Origin of the sequence: Sulfuricurvum sp., from assembly GCF_028712165.1 — a bacterium.
Taxonomy (GTDB): Bacteria; Campylobacterota; Campylobacteria; order Campylobacterales; family Sulfurimonadaceae; genus Sulfuricurvum.
In genome coordinates this window covers 1-24,741 of sequence record NZ_JAQTQR010000046.1, presented here as the reverse complement: position 1 = coordinate 24,741, position 24,741 = coordinate 1, and the positions used below count along the sequence as shown (strand labels likewise).

Below are 24,741 nucleotides of genomic sequence, written 5' to 3'. Positions count from 1 at the left end.
CTATAAGGTTTTCATCATAAGTCATTTGGGAATGTTCAATCTCACGTTCAAGATCGATAAGGCGTATCGCTTCATCCCCTACCGATACACGGGATTCTTTACCGGCTGCATAAAGACGTTGTTTGAGGCTGTAGAGTTCTTGACGCAGTGTGTGCATTTGGCTCTTATAGCGGTATTCGCTTTGAGCTTTTTGGGCAGTAGCGTAATGATCTAAGAGTTCTAAGTAGAGTTTGGTCTCTTCGTTACATACTTCGAGCTTTTTGGATGTGATCTCTTTTTTGGACATCTCGATTTGTTTGAGGGTGGTACCGAAGTGATAGAGTTCGTAGTTGAGACTTAGTGCAACGGAGTCTTTGTTCTGAACACTGGAGTTGATGGTTGTTCCTCCGACCGAAAGTGTTCCGGAAGATGCTTTATCGAGGTTTTTATTATACTCTCCGCTATAGCCGAGAGAAAGCTGTGGGTAGAGAGCCGAATAGACGCCATCCAGTCGCGCCTGTTCGATAGAGGTGTCGATAGTACGGAGTTTAAGGCGGTGGGAATTTTCCGAAGCGGAAGTTTGCAGCTCAGAAAAGCTGATTTCACGACCGACCAATATGCTTGCAGCACAAGAGATAAAAAATAAACATTTTTTCATAATTACTTCGTTACTAAATGATAGAAGTGCAAATGTTAACGAACGGTAACTTATAAATGTGATGTTATTTGGTAACGATTTGTAATAATTGATATTTATTACGATAGGTAACACTATTGTTGTTTTATATGTTATAAAACGTTATTTGATTAATTAAAAAGACTTTATTATTCGCTATTTAGGAGATTTGAAGGTGGTGGGTCAAGCAGGATTTGAACCTGCGACAACCCCGTTATGAGCGGGGGGCTCTAACCACTGAACTATTGACCCGTTTTTTGTGGAGCGCCATTATAAACGCTCTATCATTAGACGAAGCTTTTTTTACCCGTATCTCCGTAAAGATATCGAAATCGATAGGCTAAAAGGTTCTCCATTACCGCTAAAAGGACCATGAAGTTTACGAAACTGCTTCCTCCGTAACTAAACATGGGGAGAGGAACTCCTACGACTGGGGCAACTCCGATCGTCATAGCGATATTGACCGCCATATAGATGAAAAAGAGCAGAGATATCCCCCCTGCGACCACCTTGATATAATAATCCTCCGTCCAAAAAGAGATAATCATCAGGTGGAGAATCAGCGCTGCGTAGAGTGAAATCAGTAAAAATGCTCCGAAAAATCCAAACCGCTCAACCACATAGGCGAAAATAAAGTCGCTCGAAGCAATCGGTAAAAACTTCATCTGCGTTTGGGTCGCATCTTCTTTGGCCTTACCGAAAAATCCTCCGGAACCGACTGCGATCATCGACTGTTCGACATGGTAACTCGGCTTTTCACTGATGAAATCCGTCAAGCGCTGTTTTTGGTAATCGTGCAGCTGTGTATAAACGAGCGGCAAAGAGATAATAAACATTGCAATCAAACCGACCCAGATTTTCCAATGCACACCTACGATAAACAAAATCCCGAACCCCAGCATCACCAGTACTGTTGCCGTCCCCAAATCGGGTTCTTTTGCAATCAATAAAAAAGGAAACAGAATAAAAAAGGAGAGTTTTGCAAAATCTTTAAGTCCGTAGCCGTCCCTAGGAGGCGGATTACGACTGATAAGATAGGCCAGCATCAGAACAAAGGCGGGTTTTAGGAGCTCAGAGGGCTGCAGCGTAAAATGGATAAACGGTATTTCAATCCACCGCTTCGCCCCCAACCTCGCATGTCCGACAAATTCTACGGCGACAAGCAGTAAAATACTCACCCAATAAAAGATAGGGATCATCCACAGCATCCGCCTAATAGGGAGGAGAAAAAGGGTGATAAATACGCCGATTCCAACCGAAACATACACTAAATGCTTTTGTCCCAAAACCGGATGAATCTCGTAAATAAGCCAACCTGAAGTAAATATGAGGGGAATCAATAAGATAATGGTTATGAAATCAAAGTGTGCTAAAATTCGGCGATCAATATTAAGCACTACGGTCCTTATTTTTTTGCTAATTGTAGCATATAGCGGGCTTATGATATTTTTTTTTGAACGCGAAAGAAATCAAATCCCTTTCGCTACGCTCGCCGCTATGGCACTAAAGCTTGCCTCATTACGAGGCAGAAAGCTTTATAACGTCTCATATTATTTAAGACAATAACTAAAGGTACCCGATTTTGACACAAGCAAAAGCTCACTTCACTACCGATACTGCAGTCCGTTTGGACGTTTTTTTAACACAGCAGTTAGGACAGACCCGTAACCAAATTACCCAGCTCATCGATCAAGAGTGCGTTAGCGTTGACGGTAAAGCCACCTCCAAAGCAGGACTAAAACTCAAAGAAGGTCAAACTGTCTATATCCTCTTCCCGGAGCAAAAATCAACTCCCGCTCTAGAGATAGATTTTGATGTTGAAATTTTGTATGAAGATGATGACATCCTCGTCATCAATAAACCAAGTTCCCTCACTGTCCATCCCGCACCGAGCGTCAAAGAACCGACTCTTGTCGATTGGCTCAAGCACAAAGGAATCGCCCTCTCAACCCTCAGCGGCGAAGAGCGCCACGGTATCGTCCATCGGCTCGACCGCGGAACCAGCGGGGCAATGGTCATCGCTAAAAACAACGAAGCCCACGAAGCCCTCTCTCTTCAGCTCCAGGACAAAACGATGGGACGTTTTTATCTGGCAGTCGTCAATCCTCCGATGAAAGAGGAGATCACGATTATTGACCGCCCAATCGGCAGAAGTGCCAGCAACCGTCTCAAAATGGCAATCAGTGAAACGGGAAAAAATGCCAAAACCGAGTTTCGCAAACTCCTTCCGAGCCATGATGATACGGAAGAGCTGATCGTCTGTAAACTCTATACCGGACGAACCCATCAGATACGGGTCCATTTGGAGTCAATCAGCCGTCATATCATTGGCGATCATCTCTACGGAAGCCACACGAAAAGCGACAAGATGGAACGTATCTTGCTTCATGCTTACATACTCTATTTTACCCATCCTACCTCCCAAGAAAAGGTGATTTTCACCGCTTCTTTGGATCCGGTTGTGGAAGATTATTTAAATAAACATTTTGATCCAAAGGAATATCATGCACTCATCAATCCGATACATATTGAGCACCTCTTTAGCTCTGAGTCTCTTTAGCGGCTGTGCGCCTCAGCCCGAACCTCAAAAAACGGTAACCATCGATTCAACACTCCCGACTCCTTCTATGAACGGATTTATTGCGGATATCACATCGGCTGCATTCGAGTGGAAACCGGTGGAAGACCCGAGAGTTACCGGCCTCTATGTGTATCGCAATACTCCGGGTGCCGAGGATCAAAAACTCCAGCGGATCGCTACAGTCGACAGCCGTTTTGCAACCCATTTTGTGGATAACGAGTTAAAACCCGCTACGCAATATCAATACCGTTTTTCGACTTTTACCAAAGCGGGAACCGAATCGGTCGGGAGTGAAACACTCCTCGTAGCGACTCAGCCGATGATTGCACCGGTCAGCTTTTTCCAATCCGTAGGCAATATGCCGCGCAGTGCAAAACTCCTCTGGCGTCCGCATCCTAACGGAAAAATCAGCGGATACGTTATTGAACGCCAAGATGCAAACGATCAAAAATGGAATGTTATCGCAACCATTACAGGACGTTTGAACGCTGAATTTATCGACCGTGATCTCAAAGACGGCCAAGTCTATTTTTATCGTATCAAAGCGGTTACATTTGACAAACTCTCTACACAACCGAGCGAAGTGACAAAAGTCGTCACCAAGCCTCTACCGCCTGAAATCAAAAATATTACCGCTACCAATAATATTCCCCGTGCAATTATTTTGAACTGGGAACCGAGTCCGTTGAGCGATTTCAGCCATTATAATATTTACCGTTCCTCAACTCCGAACGGATTATTTGATTATTATGTAAAACTGGAAGCAACGACGTTCACCGATAAAATTACAGAAGACGGAAAATTCTACTTTTACAAAGTCACCGCTGTCGATAAAGACGGATTGGAAAGTCCTCTTTCTCCGGTTGCAACACAAGGATCAACTCTCTCAAAACCGCAAACACCGATCGCGTATGAGGGGAAAATTATCAACAAAGCGGTTGAACTGCAATGGACGAACAACGATCCGCGTACCGTCTCGTATACGGTTGTCAAAACAACTAAAACAAGCTGGATCAGCCGTGAGAGTATCGATATCAACAATATCACCGAACCTCGTTTCCATGATGGGGATATCAAACCGGACACTACCTATTTGTATGAAATCATGAGTGTTGATAAAGACGGAATCCGTTCTCTCCCGACCCAAGCGATTGAACTCAGTTTCGAGGCAAAATAAAGAATGCCGCATTTAAATCTCGAATCATTCAAACCCCTCACCTTTCCCGCTCAATGCGGTGACGTTGAGTTTCTTTTTCAAGCAGACTACAAAAACCAAAGCGGCGGAGCACTTATCGCTACCCGTTATAAAGGTCGGGAATTCTTTCTGGTTCACAAAAAAACCGAAAATAAAGAGCTTCTCAAAAGTGATAAAGTTACCCGTCCATCCCCAAATTTTCTCGTTAAACATGCCCTTTTGGCGTATGCGGAGTGTTCAGGATCGCGTATTCTCGATTCCAATGTCGATAATGCTCCTGAAAATACCCATCTCAAAACACATGATGCTCTCAAATCGATTCCGTTTTTCGTTGAAAATTTCCCACGCGATCGGGAAGTACGCATCGAGATCGGATTCGGCTCAGCCCGTCATCTCCTCCATCAAGCTGCCGCGAATCCGGATGTATTGTTTATCGGACTGGAGATACATAAACCCTCCATCGAACAGGCACTTAAACAAATCGTCATCCAAAATCTTACCAACATCATGGTTCTCGATTACGATGCACGCCTTTTTCTAGAATTTGTCCCATCCAATATCGTTGGGAAAATTTATGTCCATTTTCCCGTACCTTGGGACAAAAAACCGCATCGACGTGTCATTTCCGAAGCATTCTTACAAGAATCAGACCGTGTATTGAGTGTCGGCGGGACACTCGAACTTCGCACCGACAGCGAAAATTACTACCGCTTTGCTTTGGAAACCTTCAGTTCTCCGGCAAAAAGTCGTTTTGACGTTCGTAAAAATCAGGATATCGCCATCAGCAGCAAATACGAAGATCGCTGGAAAAAAATGGAGAAAAATATTTACGATGTCACATTTACATGCGAAATAGAAAGTCCTGAGCCTGAAGTGATCGGTGATTTTTCTTTTAGCTCCGATCCTATCGACTTTACCGTTACCGATCGTATTAACAAAGAGACCTACAAACGTGAGTGGGGATTTTTGCATGTTGAACGGACGTTTAATATCGGCGAAAATGGCAGTATGCTCCGTCTCTCTATGGGAAGTTTCGACCGACCGGAAAGCACGTATGTTATTATTGAAAACAATGCTGCCCGCTATTACCCGACAACCCCGGTCCCCTCCAGCGCAAATCTAAAAGCCCATATCTTATTAAACGAGTTGATTCATGGATAAAGTTATTATTGCGGAAAACCTCTCCCTCTCGTACAAAGAGTTCGAAAGCATCATCAGCAAGGCGAACTTTTCAATCGATGCGGGAAGTTTTGTTTTCATCACCGGTGCCAGCGGAAGCGGCAAATCAACACTCCTAAAATCATTTTACGGGGCGATTGCACCCAGAGCCGGCCAACTGATGGTGGGCGGTGTGAAAATGAATAAAATCAGTACTTCAAAGCTCAACTTTCTCCGTCGTCACATCGGTGTGGTTTTTCAAGACTACAAACTGATCAAAGAGTGGACGATAGAAAAAAACGTCATGCTCCCCCTTATCATCTCAGGCTACACCAAAGATGTGAGCGGTTCGCAGGTGCAAAAACTCCTGGGGCATGTCAAACTCATCCATCAAGCGGGCAAATATCCTCCTGAACTCAGTGGAGGAGAGCAGCAGCGTGTCGCTATGGCACGCGCATTGGCTCATAATCCGATCCTTATTTTGGCGGATGAGCCGACCGGAAACCTTGATGAATACTCATCGCAAGTCATATGGAATTTATTAGAGGGAGCGAATACACAGCTCAAAACAACCATTATCGTCGTCACCCATCATATTCCATCCGAAATTACCGTACCGTATAAACATTATCACATCGAACTAGGGAACATCCATGAAGTCTCTTAAAAACCATCTTTCACTTATTGTTGCCCTCTTTACGGTTTTATTTGCGGTTCAGATTTATGTCGCTGTCGATCGTACGATTGCCGCATATGAAACCCATCTTAAAAATGATTATTCGATCATTGTCGTTTCCAATAAAGCCTTCACCCCTGTCGAATTCAAAGCGATGGATACTCTGATAGATCGCAGTGAAGCCATCGCTACCGATCAGGTTTTGGACCGTCTCCAAGGGGAAATGACGAAAAAAAATCTTGACTTGCTTAAACTGACTCTTCCAAAGTTTTATCGTCTCTATCTAAACCGTTTTCCAACACCTTCTGAGATTCAAAATCTTCAAAAGAGACTTCAGAAAAATCCTGCAATCGTACGAGTTGAGGGGTATGCACAGACCCATGACACCGTCTATAAACTGATGCTGCTATTCAAAGACGTAGTTCAGGTGTTCTCTATCGCAATCGCTGCCGTCACCTCTTTGCTCATTCTCAAAGAGATGCGTTTGTGGCAGTTCCAACATTCTGAGCGGATGTCTATCATGGCTCTTTTCGGTGCACCGGTATGGCTCCGTTCTGCCGTATTGTTCCGTCTCGCGATCGTCGATGCCATCATCGCGACAGGCATATTGTGTCTTACTTTTTTTATTATTGCCGAATACGGTTGGATGGATATTCTGCTGCAAACCGTAGGTATTAAGATTGAACTTTTCAATTTCATCGATGACAGTCTTCGCTCTTTGCTTATAGCGCTTGGTGTTTCTATCGTTCTCACGCTGACTATCGTTATCGGAAATGAAGAAGAGGAATAAATGAAAACCCCCTTCTCCCTACTTTTGATCTCTTTTCTTGCTGTTTCGCTTCCTGCGGCGAAAATTGATGAAAAGATCAACAAGACATCCAAAAAACTGATTGAGACGAAACAAACGTACTCCAGCCTCAGTGCCAAACTCGAAGAGACCGCATCCAAAATCAATCAGCAAAAGCAGATTGTCGGTACACAGGAAGAACATATTAATTCCCTTGTTCAAGATCTGCAGTCTAAAGAGAGTGTTTACCAATCCAATAAATCGACGCTCAAAGAGCTGGAAACCCAGCAAAACAACCTCATTAAAACCCAAAATGAGATAGAACAGCGTCTTGTATTTGCCATAGCACGTAATACCTCCATCTCATTGCTGATCAACGACGACCGTGCCAAAGAGGCAGATGCAATAATCACCGAAGAGGCACTTAAACTCCATCTCAAACAGATCAATCAAGAGATCAAAGAGCTCAATGCGATGTTTGTGGATAATAACGAAAAAATTGCCGGCCTCTCTTCCAAAACAACGATTTTAAAACAATCCATTGCAGTCATTGATAAACAAAAAAACAAAGTCCTAGAGACAAAAAAAGAGAATGAAAAAGCGATTGCCAAGCTTGAAAAAGACAAACAAGAGTATAAAAAATCGTTGGATAAAATTTTAGATCAACAACGCTCATTGCAAAATACATTGGCAAGTCTCAACATCATAAAACGTGAATCCCTTAAGCCTAAAAAAGCACCGCCTACACTCACGCCACCGAAACCGGGTTCCAAACCGGTTCCCGAAGATGTCAAACAAGCGGTTGCTGAATACAGCCCTTCAAACGTAGCGGCTTATGCAGGAGAACGGACGATCGCACCGCTCGATGGTTATGTTGTCACCAAGCGCTTCGGTCCGTATACCGATCCGGTTTACGGAATTAAGATCTTCAATGATTCCATCTCTATGCGCCCTACTGAAGCCGATGCAAAAGTCAAAACCGTCCTCAACGGCAAAGTTATTTTTGCCAAACCGACGGCTATGCTGGAAAATGTCATCATTATCGAACACGATAACGGTTTGCATACCATCTACGCCCATTTGGATAAAATCGCTCCAACCGTCGAAGTGGGCAAGCGGATCAAGCAAGGTTCAATTATCGGTCGTGTCGCACGAGAGTTGATGTTTGAAGTCACACAGCGTAATGCACACATCGATCCGATGCAGATGATTCGCTAGGCTCGAATCGATACAGGTTTAAGTTGGAGAAAGAGTCTTAAAACGGCCAAACGGCATTAACAAGCTTGCTTCCCCATCCCTGATTCGTAGAACGGTCTACATCCCCTTCATTGGCGTAGAGGATTTTAGCATCCGAGATTTTAGATGAATTGATTTGGTTATTCTGATCGATGTCATACGGACGGATAACCCCGCTTAACTCCATAATCTGCTTTTGATCGTCCACCATAATCTCTCGTCGTCCGGTAATAAAATAGTTCCCGTTCGACATCACTTTGACAATTCGGGATGATACCGTAGTCGTAAACGTAGCATTTTTTGTTGCGCTTCCCGACCCCGTATAAGAAGATGTTGAACCACCGCTCAATCCGATATCCGCTAATCCGTTCAACTTGCTTACTGCAGAACTTACCGCTGAGTTTCCGCCGCCGGATGTCATTACACCGCCGCTCAAGCCAATGGTATCTGCTTCAGAAAGAGCTTTTTTACCTACACTGGAACTGGTTGCCGTTTCAGAGATGACAACAGTTACGATATCATTGACGTGCATTGCTTTATGATCGGAGAAAAGCGGACTGTCTCCCTGACCGAATAAACTTCCGCGAGCGACAAAAGTATTCTCTTCTTCGCGTGAGGGCATCTCTTCTACGTATTTCGGAGGGGTAAATGCTATTTCAGGCTCAGTAATACGTGCTGTACAGCCGCTTACCAACAACGATGCCGACAGTATCGATAAGTATAGGGAGATGCGCATTATTCCATCCAAGTCATATTTAGCTATAATAAAGCAAAAATAGTTCCAAGGAAATTTTATGACACTCAGAGAACAGATAAACGACGATATCAAAACAGCAATGAAAGAGAAAAACAGTGCATTGCGCGATGCACTCCGTCTCCTCAGCAGCGCTATGAAGCAAATCGAAGTCGATGAGCGCAAAGAGCTGAGTGATGATGATGTTATCAAAATCATCCAAAAACAGGTCAAACAGCGCAACGATGCAATGACGCAATACCGTGAAGCTGGACGTGAAGATTTATATGAAAAAGAAGCTTCCGAAGCGGCTATCTTTGAAACCTATCTTCCGAAACAACTGAGTGATGAAGAACTCGAAAACGCTCTTCGTTCATTGATTAGCGAAATCGGAGCCACTTCGATCAAAGACATCGGACGTATTATGGGCGCTGCATCCAAAGCACTCGGAGCCCAAGCCGACGGCAAACGTATCAATGAGTGTGCCAAAAAGATTTTAGTCTAAAAAGGATCTTCAATGCTTCAATGGAAAAATTATTTGCCTGCCATGCGAAAAGCATTGGAGCATTTCACCCAAGAAGTCCAAAGCAGCGAATGTTTTATAGAACATGAATTTTCGTATGCGCATACCATCAATGAACAAAAAGAGAAACTTTTATCCGTATTTGAATCTTTCGATACCTCGGACGAAAGCCACATTATCGAAGAGTATCTCGAATTTTGCATCCACAATGACCTCCCCTATCTTTTTGTTCACAGCGAATTATCGAATGTTGCAAGAGAAATATTGGGTCTTTTGGCATCCGAGGGGAAATGTTCTTCCGTTTCCTATGCTAATGAGCACTTCACCGCACTAGAGCACCGAATATCCGAAGAATATTATCAACAGATTCTGCGTAAGCTGGCAACTAAGAATCATCTCCGGCTTTCGCATCTCTCCCATTTAATCGAAAAACATTTGATGATCCATTATCAGCACCATTTGGAATGGATGCTCGTACTGATTGCCAAGCTTCAAGGGACAGAACGCGAAGGGAGCAGTTGTGAACTCGATCATACTCAATGCTCGTTCGGACAATGGCTCCATAACCCTTCTCTTCCTTATCTTTCCAACACGAGCCATTTTCATGACATTCAACGGCTCCATATCTCGCTGCACGAGCTGGCTTCGAATATTATGCAACACCATTCTTCCGGTACGCTCGATCATAGAAATCTGATTCAACTTCTGATTCATCTGGATTACACATCCTTGGAAATCGGCAATGAAATCGCCATTATCAACGATATGCTGATCATCGGAGAATATACGAAAGATCCGTTGACCGGACTTCTCGGACGACGGCTGTTTGAAAAAATCATGATAAGTCAGATTGAAATTGCCAAAGCAACTGAGACAAAATCAACCATGATCATGTGTGATCTGGACCATTTCAAAGCAGTCAATGATCGTTTCGGCCATCTCGCCGGAGATGAAGTGATCAAAGATTTTGCAGCTACATTACAACAAACGTTGCGTAAATCCGACTTTATTTTCCGCTTCGGAGGAGAAGAGTTTTTAATTCTCCTCCCCTCAACAACGTACAAAGAGGCACATTCAATCGCTGAAACAATCACTCAGACGGCATCAGCACATGAACTTACATACGATAGTTCTCGTATTTCCTACACGGTGAGTATCGGCGTGTTTGAAATTGACAGCAATGATCTCACCTTTGTGACAAAAGAGACCATTCAAAAATACGTCCATGCCGTTGACGCAAAACTCTATCTAGCCAAACAAAACGGCCGAAATCGCGTTGAGTAATCTTTCTGAGCGGTTATTCCAGCAATTTCGGGCGACCGAAATGGTACCCTTGCGCATAATCCACTCCGATTTCTTTTAGAATTTCAAGCGTCTCTTCATCCTCGACATATTCGGCAACGGTTTGTTTACCGAATTCCTGTGCAATTTGGTTGATATGTTTGACAAAAATACGGTCTTTTTCATTGACCGCGATATTTTTTACAAATTCTCCGTCGATTTTGACGAAATCCGTATCAAAATATTTGAGGTATACGAATGATGAGAAGCCTGATCCGAAATCATCCAATGCAAAACTGATCCCTATTTTTTTCATTGATTCGATAATCTCCATCAAACCGTTCACATTATGGATTGCTTCCCTCTCTAAAATTTCGATGGTAATTCCTGTATTGTCCGAAGCACCCGGATTACGTTCATAATGAGAGCGGATCAGATCAACGTATTCGCCTCCGAAAAGGCTCTTGGTTGAGAGATTAAAGAAGAATCGTCTATCCCACCACCTTTTTTCTTCACGCAAACGGAGCCCTTTTGTCAAAATGATCTCATCAATTTTAGCGGCAAACCCTAAACTCTCTGCCACTTCGATAAACTGTCCTGCTGCTATATAGCGTTTCCCGTCACGTATGCGGGCTAAAACTTCATACCCAAATAGCTCTCCGGTTTGTACGTTATAAATAGGCTGTATAAACGGTTCGATACGATCTTCATCTATCGCACGGCGTAAGAATTCGCCTTTTTTCTGAATCTCAGCTGCCATCTCCTGGTCACTTTGATCTGCTCGGGCAATCGTATTTTTCCCTGAACGTTTGGCTTTGTACATTGCCAAATCCGATCCGGTAAGAAGCGATTCAATATTCTCCCCCTGTTCCGGATATTCCGCTATCCCGAAACTCGCTGTCAAAGTAATCTGATCGAACATCAAAGAGATAGGTGTCGCTTCCAATCGCGATCGGAGTTTTTCAACAACGGTATATCCGTTTTCATACGGCGTCTCCGGTAAAAGAACCGCAAATTCATCTCCCCCCAACCGGGCTAATATATCGGCATTGCGAAGATTGGTAGCAAATATTTCCGTCACCTCTTTGAGCACCAAATCTCCCGATGCATGCCCATAGGTATCATTGATGTATTTAAAATTATCCAGATCAATCATCAAAATGGTAAATTTGTGGTGATGACGTATAGAGCGTTTAATTTCATAGCTTAGAAATTCTTCAAATTTACGGCGGTTGTAAAGTCCTGTCAAATAATCCCGATCGGAGAGCTCTTGAAGTTTTTCATAGTAATCCTGGATCGAATCGAGCATTTTATTGAAATAGTTTTCGATATTTTTGACTTCCAATATTTTCGTCTTGAGACTTACTCTTTTGGCCATATCATTTTTACTGATGATCTCTTGGATCAGTGTAATAAACTCTTTTAACGGCTGGACTAGTAACGCATTCAAACGAAAATAGAGTATTGCAAAAATGACGATCGTAAAGAAGATAAAAAAGATGATAAAAGAGTTGATCATCGTTGAAAGTGATATTTTGAGGTTTTCAACCGGGAAACGGACATCAATCACACCGTTAATTTCCCCGACATGAGCATTCGTGTGACAGGTAATACATTGTTGTTTAACGACAATCGGATACAGATAGCGGATCTCTTCATCCCCGGTCAGAATCTCTTCACCCTTCATCGCCTTCATGACAAACGGATCCTGCTCTCGAATCTTTTTATCATTAGGAATCTCACCGAACAGGGATGCTACGATAGGACTGCGATAGGCATTGATACGCATCTGCGGTTCAACATTATTGAGTCTGAGGATAATCGCATTTAAGTCTTGTTTGCTCCACCCTTTTTCCATTGCAGAATAAAGTGCTTCAAAAGCCATCCGACTTGTTTTGCGGGCATCGGTCCGGGCAAGATCGTCTATCGCCCGCTTTTTAATGTACATACCGTATAAAAATGCAATCGCTAAACTGCTTAGCAAAGAGAGGATAACTGTTTTTGCTATAAGCTGTTTATAGGTAGTATACGACTGCATCTTGAATGCCCCAGATATAAAATTAAATGATTATATCATGGAACTTTAAAAACAAATCGGATGCAAATAGTGTTTAGTTTACAGATGCAATCCTAAATGCGATCGAATTTTGAAAAATCAACGGATGGGAATATTGACATGTCAGGACTCCTGCGGAAGGGGCAATAATTTTTTCCAATTTTTTGCCGGTCAACGCATCCGTAATCCGTCCTAGCATATCCCCTTTTTCGATTGTATCGCCGCACGTAACCAACGAATCAAAAATACCTGCGTGCGATGCTTTTAACAGGGTAATATGATCAGGCCCGATAACATTGCTCGAAAAGCCGTCAAATACCGATGTCTCCAAGATCTTACGCTTCGCCATAAACCGTACCAGCGCTCCGTGAACTTCGCCGCTGCTGCGCTGATCGATGGCTCCGTTTTTACCAAAGACCAAAGAGAGAGCCTTGCTTCCCCATAATTGCCAGTTATACTGCAGCATTACCGTCTCGATAGGGCTGTAATCGCGATAATGGATAAAACGCATCCCCATATCTTTTGCTGCTTCGAGATCTTCATATCCGCTTTTGATCAGTTTTACATACGGCAGACACATCCCCTGATCACGACGCCCTTCCAAAATGATCCCGAAATCATATCCCTGAAGCGATTCAAACAGTTTTGCGGCGATCCGCTGCGTCGTTTCTCCCTGCGCATATCCCGGAAACATCATATTGATATCAGTTTTATCCAATGGCCAAAACGGCTGTCCCATATTCAATGCATAGGTATTTACGGCGGGAATCACCAAAATCTTGCCCGTAATTTTCCCCTCTTCCTCTTTTTGACGGAGAAAATCGACAAGGCGTGAAGCGACGTAGAGCTGATTGATATGATCCCCGCTCATGGCACCGACAATGGCAACCGAAGGCCCTTTGGTATCCTCACCGAATAAAAACCCTTCAACGATCAATGGAGCACGGTTAGGTGACTTAAAATTGAGTATCTCTAGTCGTTTCATTCATTCGCTCCAAAAATTCGTCCGACCAATGAGCCTTCATACACAATGGGATACGCTCTGAGGGTAAAGAGTATCCCTCCGATAGGCGCTATCACTTCATCGAGCACTTGTCCGCTCAAAGGATCGACAATATGTCCTACAACCGAACCTTTTTCAATCATTTGGCAATGCTCAATCGAAGGGACAAACAATCCGGGGTATGATGCATTGAGATAGGCTACCTCACCCACATGCGACTGTATCGGCATCCGAACATCCAACGGTTCAATATCCAAAAAGCCTTCACACGCCATAAGGTTCAAAAGCCCATCCAGCAGTTGATGGCCATAGGTTTTACCAAGACGCATCCCCACACCCATCTCCACTACCAGTGTCTTTGTCCCCAGCGTATTCATCGCATGGGCAAATGTAGACTCTAAAACCGTTACCGCATCATGAACCCATACGAAATCGATATTGAGTTTATTGGCTAACGGTACAAGGGTTTTTTCCTGAGATTTGGCAATCCGCACTTGCGGAATTTCACGTAAAAAGATGTTGCTGGAATGGATATCGATTGCAATTTCCGACCCTTTCATAGCACTGACAACCCCATAGGCGATCTGAGCAGGGAGGAAATCATTATTACTTCCAGGAAAAACACGGTTCAAATCGACTTCGTAAAACGGAACGGAACGGGTGATACTATCGAGCCCCAAAGAGTTAATAGCAGGATAGATATCAATCGTTGCTTTAATCTTATCCGGATTGGCTCGAAGCCATTCTCCCAATAGAAAACAGACATACTGCCCCTCTAATTCATCCCCGTGAATTCCGCTGACAATGGATATTCTCTTTAGTGCTTCACCCCGTTGAGGGGTATATCGGCACCTCTGAATACGAAATTGTTCCCCTACGGGCAGGTCGATTGAGAAAACTTCTTCTATAACACCCACATATTCTCCTATGAACTTTGCGATTGAGACGATCCGGGGACACATCCTTTATTATGAATAACCCGATCAACAACGCCGTTTAAAAACACAAGAAATTTCGGAATATCCGACGTCGTCACATTGATAGGACGATAATGACGGTTTAACTGCCGCGCAATGTTATTGACCACGTCAATATCTGCCGTCACCATTTCGATCTCTCCGTACAAACGTAAGATCAAATCAAAACGTTCAATCTGCTGTCCAAAGCGGATCAGCTGATAGGCTCGGGTACGATCGAGTTCGGAAGAAAAAATACCCAAAATCAAACTGCAGTTATCAACAATCTCTTCCAAGTGGGTCGGGCTGATGGCTGCGCGGTTACGTCCTTCGGAAAGATGGTTGTAAATTTTGTTGAGCGTAGCAAATCCCCGTTCATCCAAAAGATGTCGTGTTTCGATGGCATTTTCACGCGCCATTTTAATAATCGATTCAATGCTCCCTTGATGGGCACCGTAGACACCTACATTGAGGAAATCAAGACCGTTTTTATATTCCGCCTGTATCCCCAATTTTTCAAAAAATTTATTGCCGTACTCAAAATCCCGGTCGATAACGTGATCATAGCACTCAAGCATTTCAACCAGCATGGTTTGAACCCGCTGTACATACCGGCCGAACCAGTATAAATGTTGCGCCGTATTAACGGAAATAGCTGCACCGTTGATCATAACTCTACCACCCATGTATCTTTAAATCCGCCTCCCTGAGAGGAGTTGACGAGATAATTTCCCTCTTCCATCGCATAACGGGTAAGCCCGCCCATACTGACGGTCACTTTTTCTCCATATATGACATATGCCCGCAAATCGGCTTTACGAGGGAGGATTTCACCCTCCATCATACACGGCAAATCGTAAAACTCGATCACCTCTTGGGCAATCCAACGACGCGGTTCTGCCAAAATCATCTCAATAATTTCAGCCCGTTTTTCAGGGCTCAAACGATTTCCGAACAATACGCCATATCCGCCTGCTTCGGCAACATCTTTGATGACCAGTTTATCAATATTGGCCAGAACATATTCGCGATCTTTTTCATAATACGGCAAATACGTCGGTGCATTCGAGAGAATCGGTTCTTCGTTCAAATAATATTTGACCATCTCAGGAACGAAATAATAGATCCCTTTATCATCCGCAACACCGTTTCCGATACTGTTCATGATGGCAACGTTCCCTGCACGGTAGGCTTTTGTAATCCCTTTTACCCCGATCAAACTGTCCGGCTCAAATGCTTCGGGATCGAGGAAATCATCATCAAGACGCCGGTAAATGGCTCCGACACGGAGTTTTTCACCGTTGTACGCACATAAATAGACTTCATCGTTTTCAACGATCAAATCGTCACCCAATGCGAGTGTCGCACCGGTAATTTTGGCGAGGTAGCTGTGCTCATAATAAGCTGAATTGTAACGACCGGGAGTAAGAACCACATTGAGTCCTCCCGTATTGACATAATCCATTGCCGCTTTGAGTTCATCACCGTAATGTTTGATTTTCGAGATTTTCATCGATTCAAAAAATTCCGGATAGGTATGTCGAAATGCCCTTCGGATAGTCAGCGGATAACTTACACCGCTGGGAACCCTGAGGTTGTCTTCGAGGATAACCCACTTGCCGCTTACGGCATCTTTGACCAAATCGATACCGCTGATATGGGTACGAACCCCTTTAGGAGGGTTTACACCCATAAATTCCGGCAAAAACGCTTTTGCCGAATCGACATACTCGCGTGGAACGACTCCGTCTTTTACAATCTTTTGGTCGTTGTAAATATCATTTAAAAAGGCATTCAACGCTTTTACCCGCTGAATAATACCGGCTTCCAATTCATCAAATTCAGATTTGGGGATGATGCGGGGTATGACATCAAAGGGGAAAGAACGTTCAATAAAATTTCCCTCTTTAAAGAGGTTAAAATTCACCGCATTGGCTTCTAAAAAGTCTTTAAACTCGGAGACTTTCGTCTGATCTACGCTATCGAAGATATCATAAAACTTTTGTAATTCCGGACACACTGGTTCAATCATCGGCACCCCTTGATTATTAGGACTAAGTTAATCATATCCTAAAGTATTCTCAAGGGTTGCTTAAAAAAGTAGCAAATAGCGTATTTATCCGTTTTTGAGTGTTTTCAGTGCCATTTCTACATCGTCTTGACGCATCAGCGATTCACCGACCAAGAAAGCATCGACCCCTGCTTTGTTCAAATCCTCGAGTTGACCGTGTTCATAAATACCGCTTTCGGCCACAATGATCTTTCCGTTGGGGATAAGAGGGATCAAGTCATAGCTCAGATTCATATTCATATCGAACGTTTGGAGGTTGCGGTGATTGATCCCGATGATATCCGCACCTGCTGTGATCGCTTTGGTGAGTTCGGATTTGTCGTGAATCTCTACCAATGCTTCCATCCCCAAATGGCGTGTGTAGTTTAACAGTTCTTTGAGCTCGCTCGTAGAGAGTGCCGCAGCGATAAGGAGGACAAAATCCGCACCGTACACAAGCGCTTCGAGAAGCTGATATTTGGAAACGATAAAATCTTTGCGCAACAGCGGGATACTCACATAACGTCGGATCTCCGCGAGATAATCGAGATTACCCTGAAAAAAGTGCGGCTCGGTGAGGATCGAAATCGCATTCGCTCCCCCGCGCTCATATGCCTGTGCAATGCCAACCGGATCAAAATCTTCACGGATCACCCCTTTGGACGGAGACGCTTTTTTAACTTCCGAGATAATACGGTACGGCTCTTCGGGGGTAGAGGTTAAAAAAGGGCGTACATCACGAGGAGCTCGGGCGTTAAATGCGAGGGAGCGTCCCAGCCAATCCATACTGAACTTGGCTTCGCGCTCTTTTAAATCTTCTTTGGTTTTTTTAATGATGTCATCTAAAATCATTTATTTTTCTCCTTGGGTTTACACGCTTCAATCGCTTTTATATGGTCTTTGACCTCATCCTCTTCGGTTCCGATCATCGATTCGACCTGTTTCATCAAACGCAACGCTTCGGCACATTCGCCCAGTTTATAATTTCCCCATGCAAGCGAATCGATGTAAAACGGCGAATCGGGCTGTTTTTCAAGTGCCCGCTTGACGTATTCCATCCCCTCGGTGATATTGAGATCATGATCGATCATCAAATAGCCCAAATAGTTCAGATACAACGGATCATCCAAATCTTTCGTTGCCTTTTTCAGCCCGTCGACTACACTGTCAATCATTACCTTGTCATCTTTATTTTTCGCCGCTTCATACATATAGACAGAACTTTGCGCCAAATAAAGCGGGTTTCCGTCATGTTCATACAATTTTTGAGCCAGCGGTGAAGCTTTATCGAAAAGTTTGGTTCTAACGTAAATATCCAATAACAGAGGATCGTTGATATGGGATTTTTCGAGCATAGTGCTCATTTTGGATAGATCTTGCTGATAGGCATAGATTTTAACCGCTTCTTGGGCAACGACAGGATCCGAATCGATATCGTACGTTTGCTCATACATCTGAGCCGCCTCATCGAATTTACCGCTGTCGGCATACAAGCTCGCCAAACGTTTACCGACTATTTTGCTGTTTCCGTGAGCACTTATGTGCTCTTTTAAAAACATGATCGCTTCGGGCTTTTCTCCAAGCTGCGTATACTCGATAAGGGCAATTCGTTCCGCCGTTGTATCATCATACGTCTGTGCATACGCTTTTTTCAACGCATCTACCGTCCCCTGATAATCCCCCAGTTTTAATCGAGCTTCACCATAGAGAAGATAGTCGGAAGCTTTTTGGGTTTTATTACTGAGAAGCAGCCCTTTTTGCGACGCTTCTCCAAAACTTCCCCCTTTGAGCAATCCGATAATCTCAAATCGTTTCAGTGTTACGTCATCCGGGAATTTGGCCAAAGCACTCGCCGTTTTTTTGGCGAGTGTCTTCGTATCCCCTGCTTGTTCAAGCATTCGTAGTGATTGATACAAATACTCTTTTTTGGAGGTCTCTTTGTAGAGTTCGGCAAAATATTCGGATGCATTATTGTATTTTTGACGTACCTGTGCATCAAGAGCATAGAGGGTAAACGTATCTTCCAAATAATTCGGATTCGTTACCGTTTTGGCAGCTGCGCCCGCAACACCTGCGAGCACTAATAAAGAGAGTACTAATTTAATCATGGATAATCCCCGGACATTCAGCTTTAAGTTCATCGATACGGTGGCGGAAATAGTCCCAAAAGGGGAAAGTTCGACACTGTAGCGGTCTTGCAGTATAGATACTACACCCGTTTAGTGAACGATCAAAAAACGCGCAGTCAAACGAGCCGTTAATCTTTTTCTCTTTGATTGAAAACCGAAAGCCCTCTTTGCGCAGATACGTGCGGCGAAACTCACCTTCATCCATTTCCAAAAGCTTTGCGATAGCGGCTATCTCCGTAACGGATACAAATATGTTTCCGCTTTCACCCGTACAGCAGTTTCCGCCGCATTTGGCGCAGGCACTCGGATCAAACGCATAAGTGAATCCTTCTTGAGTCATGTAATCGGACATTTTATACTGTGTGCCTTTGCTTTGTTGTAAATTGCCGCTACGGCGGAAGTGTACTCACCATTTGCCTGTGTTATGAGCGGCGGTAATATAGTAAGTGACGACTTGCTGTTTTTTTTAAGATACATCATCACCAACGTACTGGGACGATCCTCTTTTGAATGGACGAATTGTACCTCAACGACTCTTAATCCTGCACGTTCACATGCACTGCAAAGCTGTACAAATTGACGCGCATCGTAGCAAATCGCCGCTTCGCCGCTGGATTTGAGAAGCTTTGATATTTTCGTTATAAACGGCTCGATCGGCAAATGGACGTTATAGCGCGCCTGATGGAGAATCGGGTTTTCGGAACGGGAAACATTCTCATGATAAAACGGAGGGTTAGAAACGATCCAGTCATAGCTCCCATGATTTCCGAGTTCCAAAAAATCCCCCTCATGCAGGGTATATCCGATTTTGTTAATCTGTGCATTTCGACGGGCAAATTCGGCGTACAGAGGCTGTTTTTCAACCGCTTCGAGTGTCACTTCCGGAAAATCGCGCCCGACCAACAGCCCCACGATCCCGCTCCCCGCACCGACGTCGAGCACTTTCCCTTTTGGAGCATATCGGGAGATAAATCCGTACAGCAGTATCGAATCACTGTTGTAACAATAGCCATCTTCGGGCTGATAAAGGAGCATTTAGAACCCTTTTTTAGTAATTGTAAATAGTATTTGTTTCATCACATCACTTCCCATGACCCTTTTCTCGCACTTCCAATACGTTGTAATCTACCCTCTTTTTTGAGATTGGCAAGCTGTTTTTCTATGGCTCTGGTACTTAAATCCAGTTCATCCGCGAGTGTTCGGATCGTCGCTTTAGGATATTTTGACAGATAACGGAGGATGGCTTTGTCGGTGTTCTCCGAACTTTTTTCCGAACTTATCACCGAACTAACGGCTACTAAAATACATTCCAATATAAACTCGATAAAGCGTGTACTATCACCCTCTGCATCACACGCTGATAATGTCTTGTAGTAGGTTTCTTGGCGCTCTTTGATGATACTTTCGATAGGGAAAAACGCAAATGAAGGGTGATAATGACTAAGGATCAATGTCTGCCAGAATCGTCCCATCCGTCCATTACCGTCACTAAATGGATGTATAAACTCAAATTCGTAATGAAATACCGCACTTGAAATCAGCGGATTGATTGTTGAGCCTTTTAACCATCCAAAAAGCTGATCCATCAGAGTAGGTACTTGCGACGGTGGCGGCGCGACGTGGATCACATCATCCCCTTTTACCGCAACCTTTACCGCCCTAAAATGTCCCGCATCGACAACAAGGGCATTCATCATTACCCCATGTGCTTTAAGTAGATCATCGAGCACATAAGGGTTGAGGTGTTCCATCTGTTCATATGCATCCAAAGCCGATTTAACTTCTTGGATCTCTTTAGGAGATCCCATAACCCTTTGTCCTTCTAACAAAGCCGTTACCTGTTTGACTTCCAACGTATTTCCCTCTATAGCAAGAGTTCCCACAATCGTTTTAATACGGTTCTTTTTTCTAAGCTGGACATCGCTTTTACGATTAGCATCCACTTTTGCAATAAGGTTGGTAATTTCAATGACAAGATTAAGAGACTTCTCGCTGATCGTATAAGGCGGTTTATAGCTCATCGATAAATCTTCCTTTTCACATCAAACCACCCAATCTTTCACCCTTTGGGATATAATTCAACAATTATATCACTTCATATCAGGTTTAACTATGATTATCATCCCTGCCCGTCTCGCCTCAACCCGCTTTCCCGAAAAAGTTCTCGCCGATATCGGCGGTTTGCCGATGGTGATCCGCACCGCCAAACGGGTCGAGTCTATCGACCGTGTCGTCGTTGCGTGTGACGATGAAAAAATCCTCGCAATCTGTGCCGCTCATGGCGTCGAAGCGCGCCTCACTTCTACCACTCATAAAAGCGGAACCGACCGTATCAATGAGTGCGCCCAGATCATCGACGTTCCCGACGATGAACTCATCATCAATGTACAAGCGGATGAACCGTTTATCGAAACAGAAGTCTTAACCCTCCTCATCAAGCGTCTCAACTATCTCAAAATCCAAGACGAACCATTTATCATGGCGAGCTGCTACAATGCAATCAATACCGAGTCAGCCGATGATGCCAACCTCGTAAAAGTGATTACCGATGTGAATCATAATGCGATCTATTTTTCCCGCAGCCCTATTCCGTTTAACCGGAGCGGAGAAGCATCGTATTTCGGTCATATCGGCATCTACGGATTTACGAAAAAATCGCTCCACGATTTCTGTGCCCTCGGTGAAGCACCGCTCGAAGACATCGAAAAACTCGAACAGCTCCGCGCCCTCTACCACGGCAAAAAAATCTCGATGGTAAAAGTAGCGAGCAGCGGATTCGGGATCGATACGGTGGAAGATTTGGAACGGGCGAAGAAGATTTTCGGAGTTTAAAATATTTTATTTTTTTTCATGCTACACTGTCGCTATACTTAAAGCGTAGAATTACTAAAATGAATAAAGGAGCAGAAATGTCACTCATAGAATTGTTTACCGATTACATCCTAAACCGCAAAAACTTGAAAGAATATGTTGAACTTCGCAAAACGATCAATGAGCGTGGAGAGTTTAACGATGCAAAGCTGCTTCAGGCCGAAGAAAACCTCCAGCGTCTAAAAAAAGAAGAACCGGAGGTTTATGAGGGAATGTACGAAACATTAACCAAAATTTATGAGCGTAACGCTGGGCTATCTATCGAGTATCCACTCGATTTCATTCGCCAAATTCTAAAAATGTATAAAAACTCACAAACACCAGCGCAAGTCTATGAAGAGTACAAACGGGTGTTAGAACATTATCATCATGATGTATGATGATACGTTGTAAAAAAGATCAAAAGTTTTCCGCTTTTGATTGTGCCTCTTGTGCTTTTTTTAATTCCCCTGCACTCCTGTAGACTGCAGATGCTCTTAAAAAATAATCGGGACCGCGTCCTCCTTCTCTATCGAGTATAGAGACGGCTTTATCAAACTCTTTCTTTTGTGCAAAGCACTCGGCAATTTCCAGAGAGTGTGCCTCTGCAGTATGAGTATTAAAACTGTAATAAAGTCCCCTCTTATCTATAGTGTGACGTATTACTTTAGCCTGCTCGTATTCTAAATAGGCTTGGGTACAGTTTCCTTCATTCAGATAATTCTCTATTTTTTTGATCTCCGCGTGATAGGTGTTTTGCATCTCTTTACTTTCTCGCTCTTCAAAGTTTGAATAGATGAAAAGAGCAATAAAAGCTAACAGAGTCAAAGCAGCTACAATGATTAATGAAAGCGATGTAAAAAATTTCGATTCTTTAGTTTCCATCTCTGCTGTCGCCTTTTGATTAATACTTTTATTGTTTATTGTATATCTTTATTGGAAGCTGTTTCAAGTGTTGATCGCAGTTACATTATTTATTTCAGGGGAGTCATAGTGTGTGATCGATTCAATTGCTCATAATACACTGATCGGGAGATAAAATTCCAGATCAAACTCACCCGTATCATTTAAAAAATGATTTTTTCGATAGATCGCATATGGGGGAAGTGTTTTGGCTTCGAAACCGCTGCCGGGCAGCCATATCTGATATACATACTGCATAAACCGCAAAACATCCCCGTATTTTCCGCTTATGCTAAAAACCGCACATAATGATGAAGGGATTTCAAAATAAGCAACCGTGCCGTGCGGCTGGATATCCTTGTCGATCTCGATGGCGGCGATGTAGGCACATTCGCTGAGCGGAGTAATCGTCGGGTTGTCATGATGGAACCCGATTTGTCGTGCATTCTCTGAAATACCGTTTTCCAAGCTCCATGCATAAAGTCGGTTCCAGCTGTTTTTGATGGATATATCGTATCCGCTATGGCGGATGTACGCCGCCCGTATCGGAGATGTTTTTACGATTTTCGGTATTGTCCCGGCGAAATCCCTATTGGACGCGCTGGCACTTTTGGAACTTTCGATATTCTTTTTGGAATAGAGGAGATACGCACCGTTTTTCCATACTTTCGGCGTCGTATCGAACCGCTCTTTAAACGCTTTTATAAAAGAGGTTTGAGAGCTGTATCCGCACATACGCGCAATCTGCGATATCGTCGCGTATTTGTTGGTCAGCAAGAGACTCGCCGCTTTTTGCAGACGTATCGATTTGATAGTTTCAAACAAATTTCTTCCCGTCTCTTCTTTAAAAATCCGGTGGAGATGATGAGGGCTCAGCGCGTTCATGTGTGCCAATTCGGCAACGTTGAGATCGGTATCGATATAGAGGTAGATATAAGAGAGAACACTGTTGACGATATCGGCTCTTTGGTTTTTCGTTTCACGCTTCATACCGCAATAATATCATAAACAGATAATAAAAATGCATATTTTGGATAATTATTATGAGTAAATGGATAAAGAATAACTTTTTGTTTTTCTCTAAACTGTCATCAAAAAAAGGAGTGACCGTGAAACGCTCATTTATCCGAGAAATTTTGGAAGTTATCGATACGGATACCATCTCATTCGCGGGAGGATTGCCCGATGAAAATCTGTTTCCGATGCAGGCTATCGCCGCTTCGGCTCAGAGTGTTTTGTCTGATCCTAAATCTCTGCAATACTCCTTTAGTGCGGGGATCAATGGATTACGGGACAAGCTGGCAGCCTATTACACCGCATTGGGACTGGAAACATCGAGAGATAACATTCTCATCACGACGGGGGCACAGCAGGCGCTCGATCTCATCAGCCGTGTTTATTTTAAAGAAGGGACGGTAGTTGAATCTCCCGCGTATTTAGGGGCGTTGAATGCTTTCAATGCAAATGGATGTCCGTTGTATCCCTATACGCTGCAAAACGCCGAAGAGTTTGAATCTTTTTTTGAAAAAACGAAACGAGCCTACATCATGTGCGATTTTCAAAATCCGACAGGATACAGCTACAGTATCGAAGAGCGAAAAAAGATCGCGCAAACCGCCATCCGTCACAACGGTATTATCGTAGAGGACGGAGCCTATATGGAACTCTATTTTGGGGAGAGGTTACCGATGCTCTCATTGTTCGCACCGGAGCATTCGCTTCATGTAGGGTCATTTTCAAAGATCTTGGCCCCGGGATTGAGACTGGGATGGATTCGTGGAGATACGGCGCTGCTTCAGCCGATTTTGGCACTCAAAGAGCGCTCAGACCTGCATACATCTACCCTCTCGCAAATGATTGCCGACACGTTTTGGGCATCCGGAGCGTTTGAGGAACATTTGCCGAACATCAGAACCATCTATCGTGCGAAATGCGATTATCTAGCCGAAAAACTGACAATGCTTCTGCC

General features: G+C 43.7%; 26 protein-coding genes and 1 tRNA gene. 11 read left to right on the top strand and 16 right to left on the bottom strand.

Translation table 11 applies throughout. The features are described from left to right. From PHP90_RS09205 to PHP90_RS09195, 3 genes are all read right to left on the bottom strand, one after another. On the bottom strand, positions 1-637 hold a 637-nt coding region (locus tag PHP90_RS09205), incomplete at its 3' end, for a TolC family protein (RefSeq protein ID WP_299928595.1). A gap of 194 nt (positions 638-831) precedes the next feature. Next, positions 832-907 (bottom strand) — tRNA-Ile (locus tag PHP90_RS09200). A gap of 35 nt (positions 908-942) precedes the next feature. Next, complete coding sequence (locus tag PHP90_RS09195) at positions 943-2,052, bottom strand: FtsW/RodA/SpoVE family cell cycle protein (RefSeq protein WP_299928592.1); 1,110 nt, start codon at positions 2,050-2,052, stop codon at positions 943-945. A gap of 185 nt (positions 2,053-2,237) precedes the next feature. On the opposite strand from PHP90_RS09195, the gene PHP90_RS09190 reads away from it, so the two are divergent. The 6 genes from PHP90_RS09190 to PHP90_RS09165 are packed head-to-tail and all read left to right on the top strand — an operon-like array spanning position 2,238 to position 8,270. Continuing rightward, positions 2,238-3,215, top strand: a complete 978-nt coding sequence (locus tag PHP90_RS09190; RefSeq protein WP_299928589.1) for an RluA family pseudouridine synthase — start codon at positions 2,238-2,240, stop codon at positions 3,213-3,215. Then, complete coding sequence (locus PHP90_RS09185; protein WP_299928586.1) at positions 3,160-4,413, top strand: fibronectin type III domain-containing protein; 1,254 nt, start codon at positions 3,160-3,162, stop codon at positions 4,411-4,413. The genes PHP90_RS09190 and PHP90_RS09185 overlap by 56 nt, the downstream gene beginning before the upstream one ends. 3 nt (positions 4,414-4,416) lie before the next feature. Beyond that, the gene (gene trmB, locus PHP90_RS09180) at positions 4,417-5,592 is read left to right on the top strand and encodes a tRNA (guanosine(46)-N7)-methyltransferase TrmB (RefSeq protein WP_299928583.1); all 1,176 of its coding nucleotides are present in this window, start codon (positions 4,417-4,419) and stop codon (positions 5,590-5,592) included. Then, entirely contained in the window at positions 5,585-6,256 is a 672-nt protein-coding gene (locus tag PHP90_RS09175; RefSeq protein WP_299928578.1) for an ABC transporter ATP-binding protein, read from the top strand. Before trmB ends, PHP90_RS09175 begins: the two co-directional genes overlap by 8 nt. Beyond that, complete coding sequence (locus PHP90_RS09170; protein WP_299928575.1) at positions 6,243-7,055, top strand: cell division protein FtsX; 813 nt, start codon at positions 6,243-6,245, stop codon at positions 7,053-7,055. The genes PHP90_RS09175 and PHP90_RS09170 overlap by 14 nt, the downstream gene beginning before the upstream one ends. Continuing rightward, positions 7,056-8,270: a peptidoglycan DD-metalloendopeptidase family protein gene (locus PHP90_RS09165; protein ID WP_299928572.1), complete on the top strand. Its 1,215-nt coding sequence runs from the start codon at positions 7,056-7,058 to the stop codon at positions 8,268-8,270. 37 nt (positions 8,271-8,307) lie between these two features. Here the strand turns inward: PHP90_RS09165 and flgH are convergent, their stop codons facing one another. Further along, on the bottom strand, positions 8,308-9,024 hold the full coding sequence (flgH, locus tag PHP90_RS09160) for a flagellar basal body L-ring protein FlgH (RefSeq protein ID WP_299928569.1): 717 nt from the start codon (positions 9,022-9,024) through the stop codon (positions 8,308-8,310). 58 nt (positions 9,025-9,082) lie between these two features. Here flgH and PHP90_RS09155 point away from each other — a divergent pair, with 58 nt between their 5' ends. Together PHP90_RS09155 and PHP90_RS09150 are read left to right on the top strand one after the other, a co-directional pair. Then, on the top strand, positions 9,083-9,526 hold the full coding sequence (locus tag PHP90_RS09155; protein ID WP_299928566.1) for a GatB/YqeY domain-containing protein: 444 nt from the start codon (positions 9,083-9,085) through the stop codon (positions 9,524-9,526). Between the two features lie 12 nt (positions 9,527-9,538). Continuing rightward, positions 9,539-10,828: a sensor domain-containing diguanylate cyclase gene (locus PHP90_RS09150; RefSeq protein WP_299928563.1), complete on the top strand. Its 1,290-nt coding sequence runs from the start codon at positions 9,539-9,541 to the stop codon at positions 10,826-10,828. A gap of 13 nt (positions 10,829-10,841) precedes the next feature. Here PHP90_RS09150 and PHP90_RS09145 read toward each other — a convergent pair whose 3' ends face one another. The 10 genes from PHP90_RS09145 to PHP90_RS09100 all read right to left on the bottom strand — a co-directional run bounded on the left by PHP90_RS09145 (position 10,842) and on the right by PHP90_RS09100 (position 21,040). Continuing rightward, complete coding sequence (locus PHP90_RS09145; protein WP_299928560.1) at positions 10,842-12,863, bottom strand: EAL domain-containing protein; 2,022 nt, start codon at positions 12,861-12,863, stop codon at positions 10,842-10,844. Positions 12,864-12,936: 73 nt separating this feature from the next. Beyond that, positions 12,937-13,866 (bottom strand): M14 family metallopeptidase, encoded by a 930-nt coding sequence (locus tag PHP90_RS09140; RefSeq protein ID WP_299928557.1) that lies wholly within the window; start codon positions 13,864-13,866, stop codon positions 12,937-12,939. Then, a complete protein-coding gene (locus PHP90_RS09135) occupies positions 13,863-14,801 on the bottom strand; it encodes a M14 family metallopeptidase (protein ID WP_299928554.1) in 939 nt (312 codons plus the stop codon). Before PHP90_RS09135 ends, PHP90_RS09140 begins: the two co-directional genes overlap by 4 nt. A gap of 8 nt (positions 14,802-14,809) precedes the next feature. Further along, positions 14,810-15,526 carry an alpha-E domain-containing protein gene (locus tag PHP90_RS09130; RefSeq protein ID WP_299928551.1) on the bottom strand — a complete coding sequence of 239 codons (717 nt, stop codon included), beginning with the start codon at positions 15,524-15,526 and terminating at the stop codon, positions 14,810-14,812. Next, positions 15,508-16,872, bottom strand: coding sequence for a circularly permuted type 2 ATP-grasp protein (locus PHP90_RS09125; protein ID WP_299928548.1), 1,365 nt, complete (start codon positions 16,870-16,872; stop codon positions 15,508-15,510). The genes PHP90_RS09130 and PHP90_RS09125 overlap by 19 nt, the downstream gene beginning before the upstream one ends. Before the next feature lie 84 nt (positions 16,873-16,956). Further along, on the bottom strand, positions 16,957-17,742 hold the full coding sequence (trpC, locus tag PHP90_RS09120; RefSeq protein WP_299928545.1) for an indole-3-glycerol phosphate synthase TrpC: 786 nt from the start codon (positions 17,740-17,742) through the stop codon (positions 16,957-16,959). Continuing rightward, entirely contained in the window at positions 17,739-18,998 is a 1,260-nt protein-coding gene (locus PHP90_RS09115; protein WP_299928542.1) for a hypothetical protein, read from the bottom strand. Before PHP90_RS09115 ends, trpC begins: the two co-directional genes overlap by 4 nt. After that, entirely contained in the window at positions 18,991-19,371 is a 381-nt protein-coding gene (locus PHP90_RS09110) for a YkgJ family cysteine cluster protein (protein ID WP_299928539.1), read from the bottom strand. The genes PHP90_RS09115 and PHP90_RS09110 overlap by 8 nt, the downstream gene beginning before the upstream one ends. Then, on the bottom strand, positions 19,356-20,054 hold the full coding sequence (locus tag PHP90_RS09105) for a methyltransferase (protein WP_299928536.1): 699 nt from the start codon (positions 20,052-20,054) through the stop codon (positions 19,356-19,358). Before PHP90_RS09105 ends, PHP90_RS09110 begins: the two co-directional genes overlap by 16 nt. Before the next feature lie 41 nt (positions 20,055-20,095). Beyond that, entirely contained in the window at positions 20,096-21,040 is a 945-nt protein-coding gene (locus PHP90_RS09100) for a Fic family protein (RefSeq protein ID WP_299928534.1), read from the bottom strand. A gap of 91 nt (positions 21,041-21,131) precedes the next feature. Here PHP90_RS09100 and kdsB point away from each other — a divergent pair, with 91 nt between their 5' ends. Both kdsB and PHP90_RS09090 read left to right on the top strand, forming a co-directional pair. Then, entirely contained in the window at positions 21,132-21,851 is a 720-nt protein-coding gene (kdsB, locus tag PHP90_RS09095; protein WP_299928532.1) for a 3-deoxy-manno-octulosonate cytidylyltransferase, read from the top strand. Positions 21,852-21,928: 77 nt separating this feature from the next. Further along, positions 21,929-22,270 (top strand): alpha/beta hydrolase, encoded by a 342-nt coding sequence (locus PHP90_RS09090; RefSeq protein ID WP_299928529.1) that lies wholly within the window; start codon positions 21,929-21,931, stop codon positions 22,268-22,270. Positions 22,271-22,289: 19 nt separating this feature from the next. On the opposite strand, the gene PHP90_RS09085 is transcribed toward PHP90_RS09090, so the two are convergent. Together PHP90_RS09085 and PHP90_RS09080 are read right to left on the bottom strand one after the other, a co-directional pair. Continuing rightward, on the bottom strand, positions 22,290-22,754 hold the full coding sequence (locus tag PHP90_RS09085; RefSeq protein ID WP_299928526.1) for a hypothetical protein: 465 nt from the start codon (positions 22,752-22,754) through the stop codon (positions 22,290-22,292). Between the two features lie 129 nt (positions 22,755-22,883). Next, complete coding sequence (locus PHP90_RS09080; RefSeq protein WP_299928523.1) at positions 22,884-23,762, bottom strand: GyrI-like domain-containing protein; 879 nt, start codon at positions 23,760-23,762, stop codon at positions 22,884-22,886. 119 nt (positions 23,763-23,881) lie between these two features. Here PHP90_RS09080 and PHP90_RS09075 point away from each other — a divergent pair. Continuing rightward, positions 23,882-24,741: PLP-dependent aminotransferase family protein (locus tag PHP90_RS09075; protein WP_299928520.1), on the top strand; the 860-nt coding region annotated here is incomplete at its 3' end.

Bases quoted from the DNA above. Each gene is read 5' to 3' on its own strand.
- PHP90_RS09140 (WP_299928557.1), bottom strand. From the start codon at position 13,866: ATGAAACGACTAGAGATACTCAATTTTAAGTCACCTAACCGTGCTCCA.
- trpC (WP_299928545.1), bottom strand. From the start codon at position 17,742: ATGATTTTAGATGACATCATTAAAAAAACCAAAGAAGATTTAAAAGAG.
- PHP90_RS09130 (WP_299928551.1), bottom strand. From the start codon at position 15,526: ATGGGTGGTAGAGTTATGATCAACGGTGCAGCTATTTCCGTTAATACG.
- trmB (WP_299928583.1), top strand. From the start codon at position 4,417: ATGCCGCATTTAAATCTCGAATCATTCAAACCCCTCACCTTTCCCGCT.
- PHP90_RS09145 (WP_299928560.1), bottom strand. From the start codon at position 12,863: ATGCAGTCGTATACTACCTATAAACAGCTTATAGCAAAAACAGTTATC.
- PHP90_RS09100 (WP_299928534.1), bottom strand. From the start codon at position 21,040: ATGAGCTATAAACCGCCTTATACGATCAGCGAGAAGTCTCTTAATCTT.
- kdsB (WP_299928532.1), top strand. From the start codon at position 21,132: ATGATTATCATCCCTGCCCGTCTCGCCTCAACCCGCTTTCCCGAAAAA.
- PHP90_RS09185 (WP_299928586.1), top strand. From the start codon at position 3,160: ATGCACTCATCAATCCGATACATATTGAGCACCTCTTTAGCTCTGAGT.
- PHP90_RS09155 (WP_299928566.1), top strand. From the start codon at position 9,083: ATGACACTCAGAGAACAGATAAACGACGATATCAAAACAGCAATGAAA.
- PHP90_RS09125 (WP_299928548.1), bottom strand. From the start codon at position 16,872: ATGATTGAACCAGTGTGTCCGGAATTACAAAAGTTTTATGATATCTTC.
- PHP90_RS09090 (WP_299928529.1), top strand. From the start codon at position 21,929: ATGTCACTCATAGAATTGTTTACCGATTACATCCTAAACCGCAAAAAC.
- PHP90_RS09085 (WP_299928526.1), bottom strand. From the start codon at position 22,754: ATGGAAACTAAAGAATCGAAATTTTTTACATCGCTTTCATTAATCATT.
- PHP90_RS09175 (WP_299928578.1), top strand. From the start codon at position 5,585: ATGGATAAAGTTATTATTGCGGAAAACCTCTCCCTCTCGTACAAAGAG.
- PHP90_RS09150 (WP_299928563.1), top strand. From the start codon at position 9,539: ATGCTTCAATGGAAAAATTATTTGCCTGCCATGCGAAAAGCATTGGAG.
- flgH (WP_299928569.1), bottom strand. From the start codon at position 9,024: ATGCGCATCTCCCTATACTTATCGATACTGTCGGCATCGTTGTTGGTA.
- PHP90_RS09080 (WP_299928523.1), bottom strand. From the start codon at position 23,762: ATGAAGCGTGAAACGAAAAACCAAAGAGCCGATATCGTCAACAGTGTT.
- PHP90_RS09110 (WP_299928539.1), bottom strand. From the start codon at position 19,371: ATGTCCGATTACATGACTCAAGAAGGATTCACTTATGCGTTTGATCCG.
- PHP90_RS09165 (WP_299928572.1), top strand. From the start codon at position 7,056: ATGAAAACCCCCTTCTCCCTACTTTTGATCTCTTTTCTTGCTGTTTCG.
- PHP90_RS09105 (WP_299928536.1), bottom strand. From the start codon at position 20,054: ATGCTCCTTTATCAGCCCGAAGATGGCTATTGTTACAACAGTGATTCG.
- PHP90_RS09170 (WP_299928575.1), top strand. From the start codon at position 6,243: ATGAAGTCTCTTAAAAACCATCTTTCACTTATTGTTGCCCTCTTTACG.
- PHP90_RS09115 (WP_299928542.1), bottom strand. From the start codon at position 18,998: ATGATTAAATTAGTACTCTCTTTATTAGTGCTCGCAGGTGTTGCGGGC.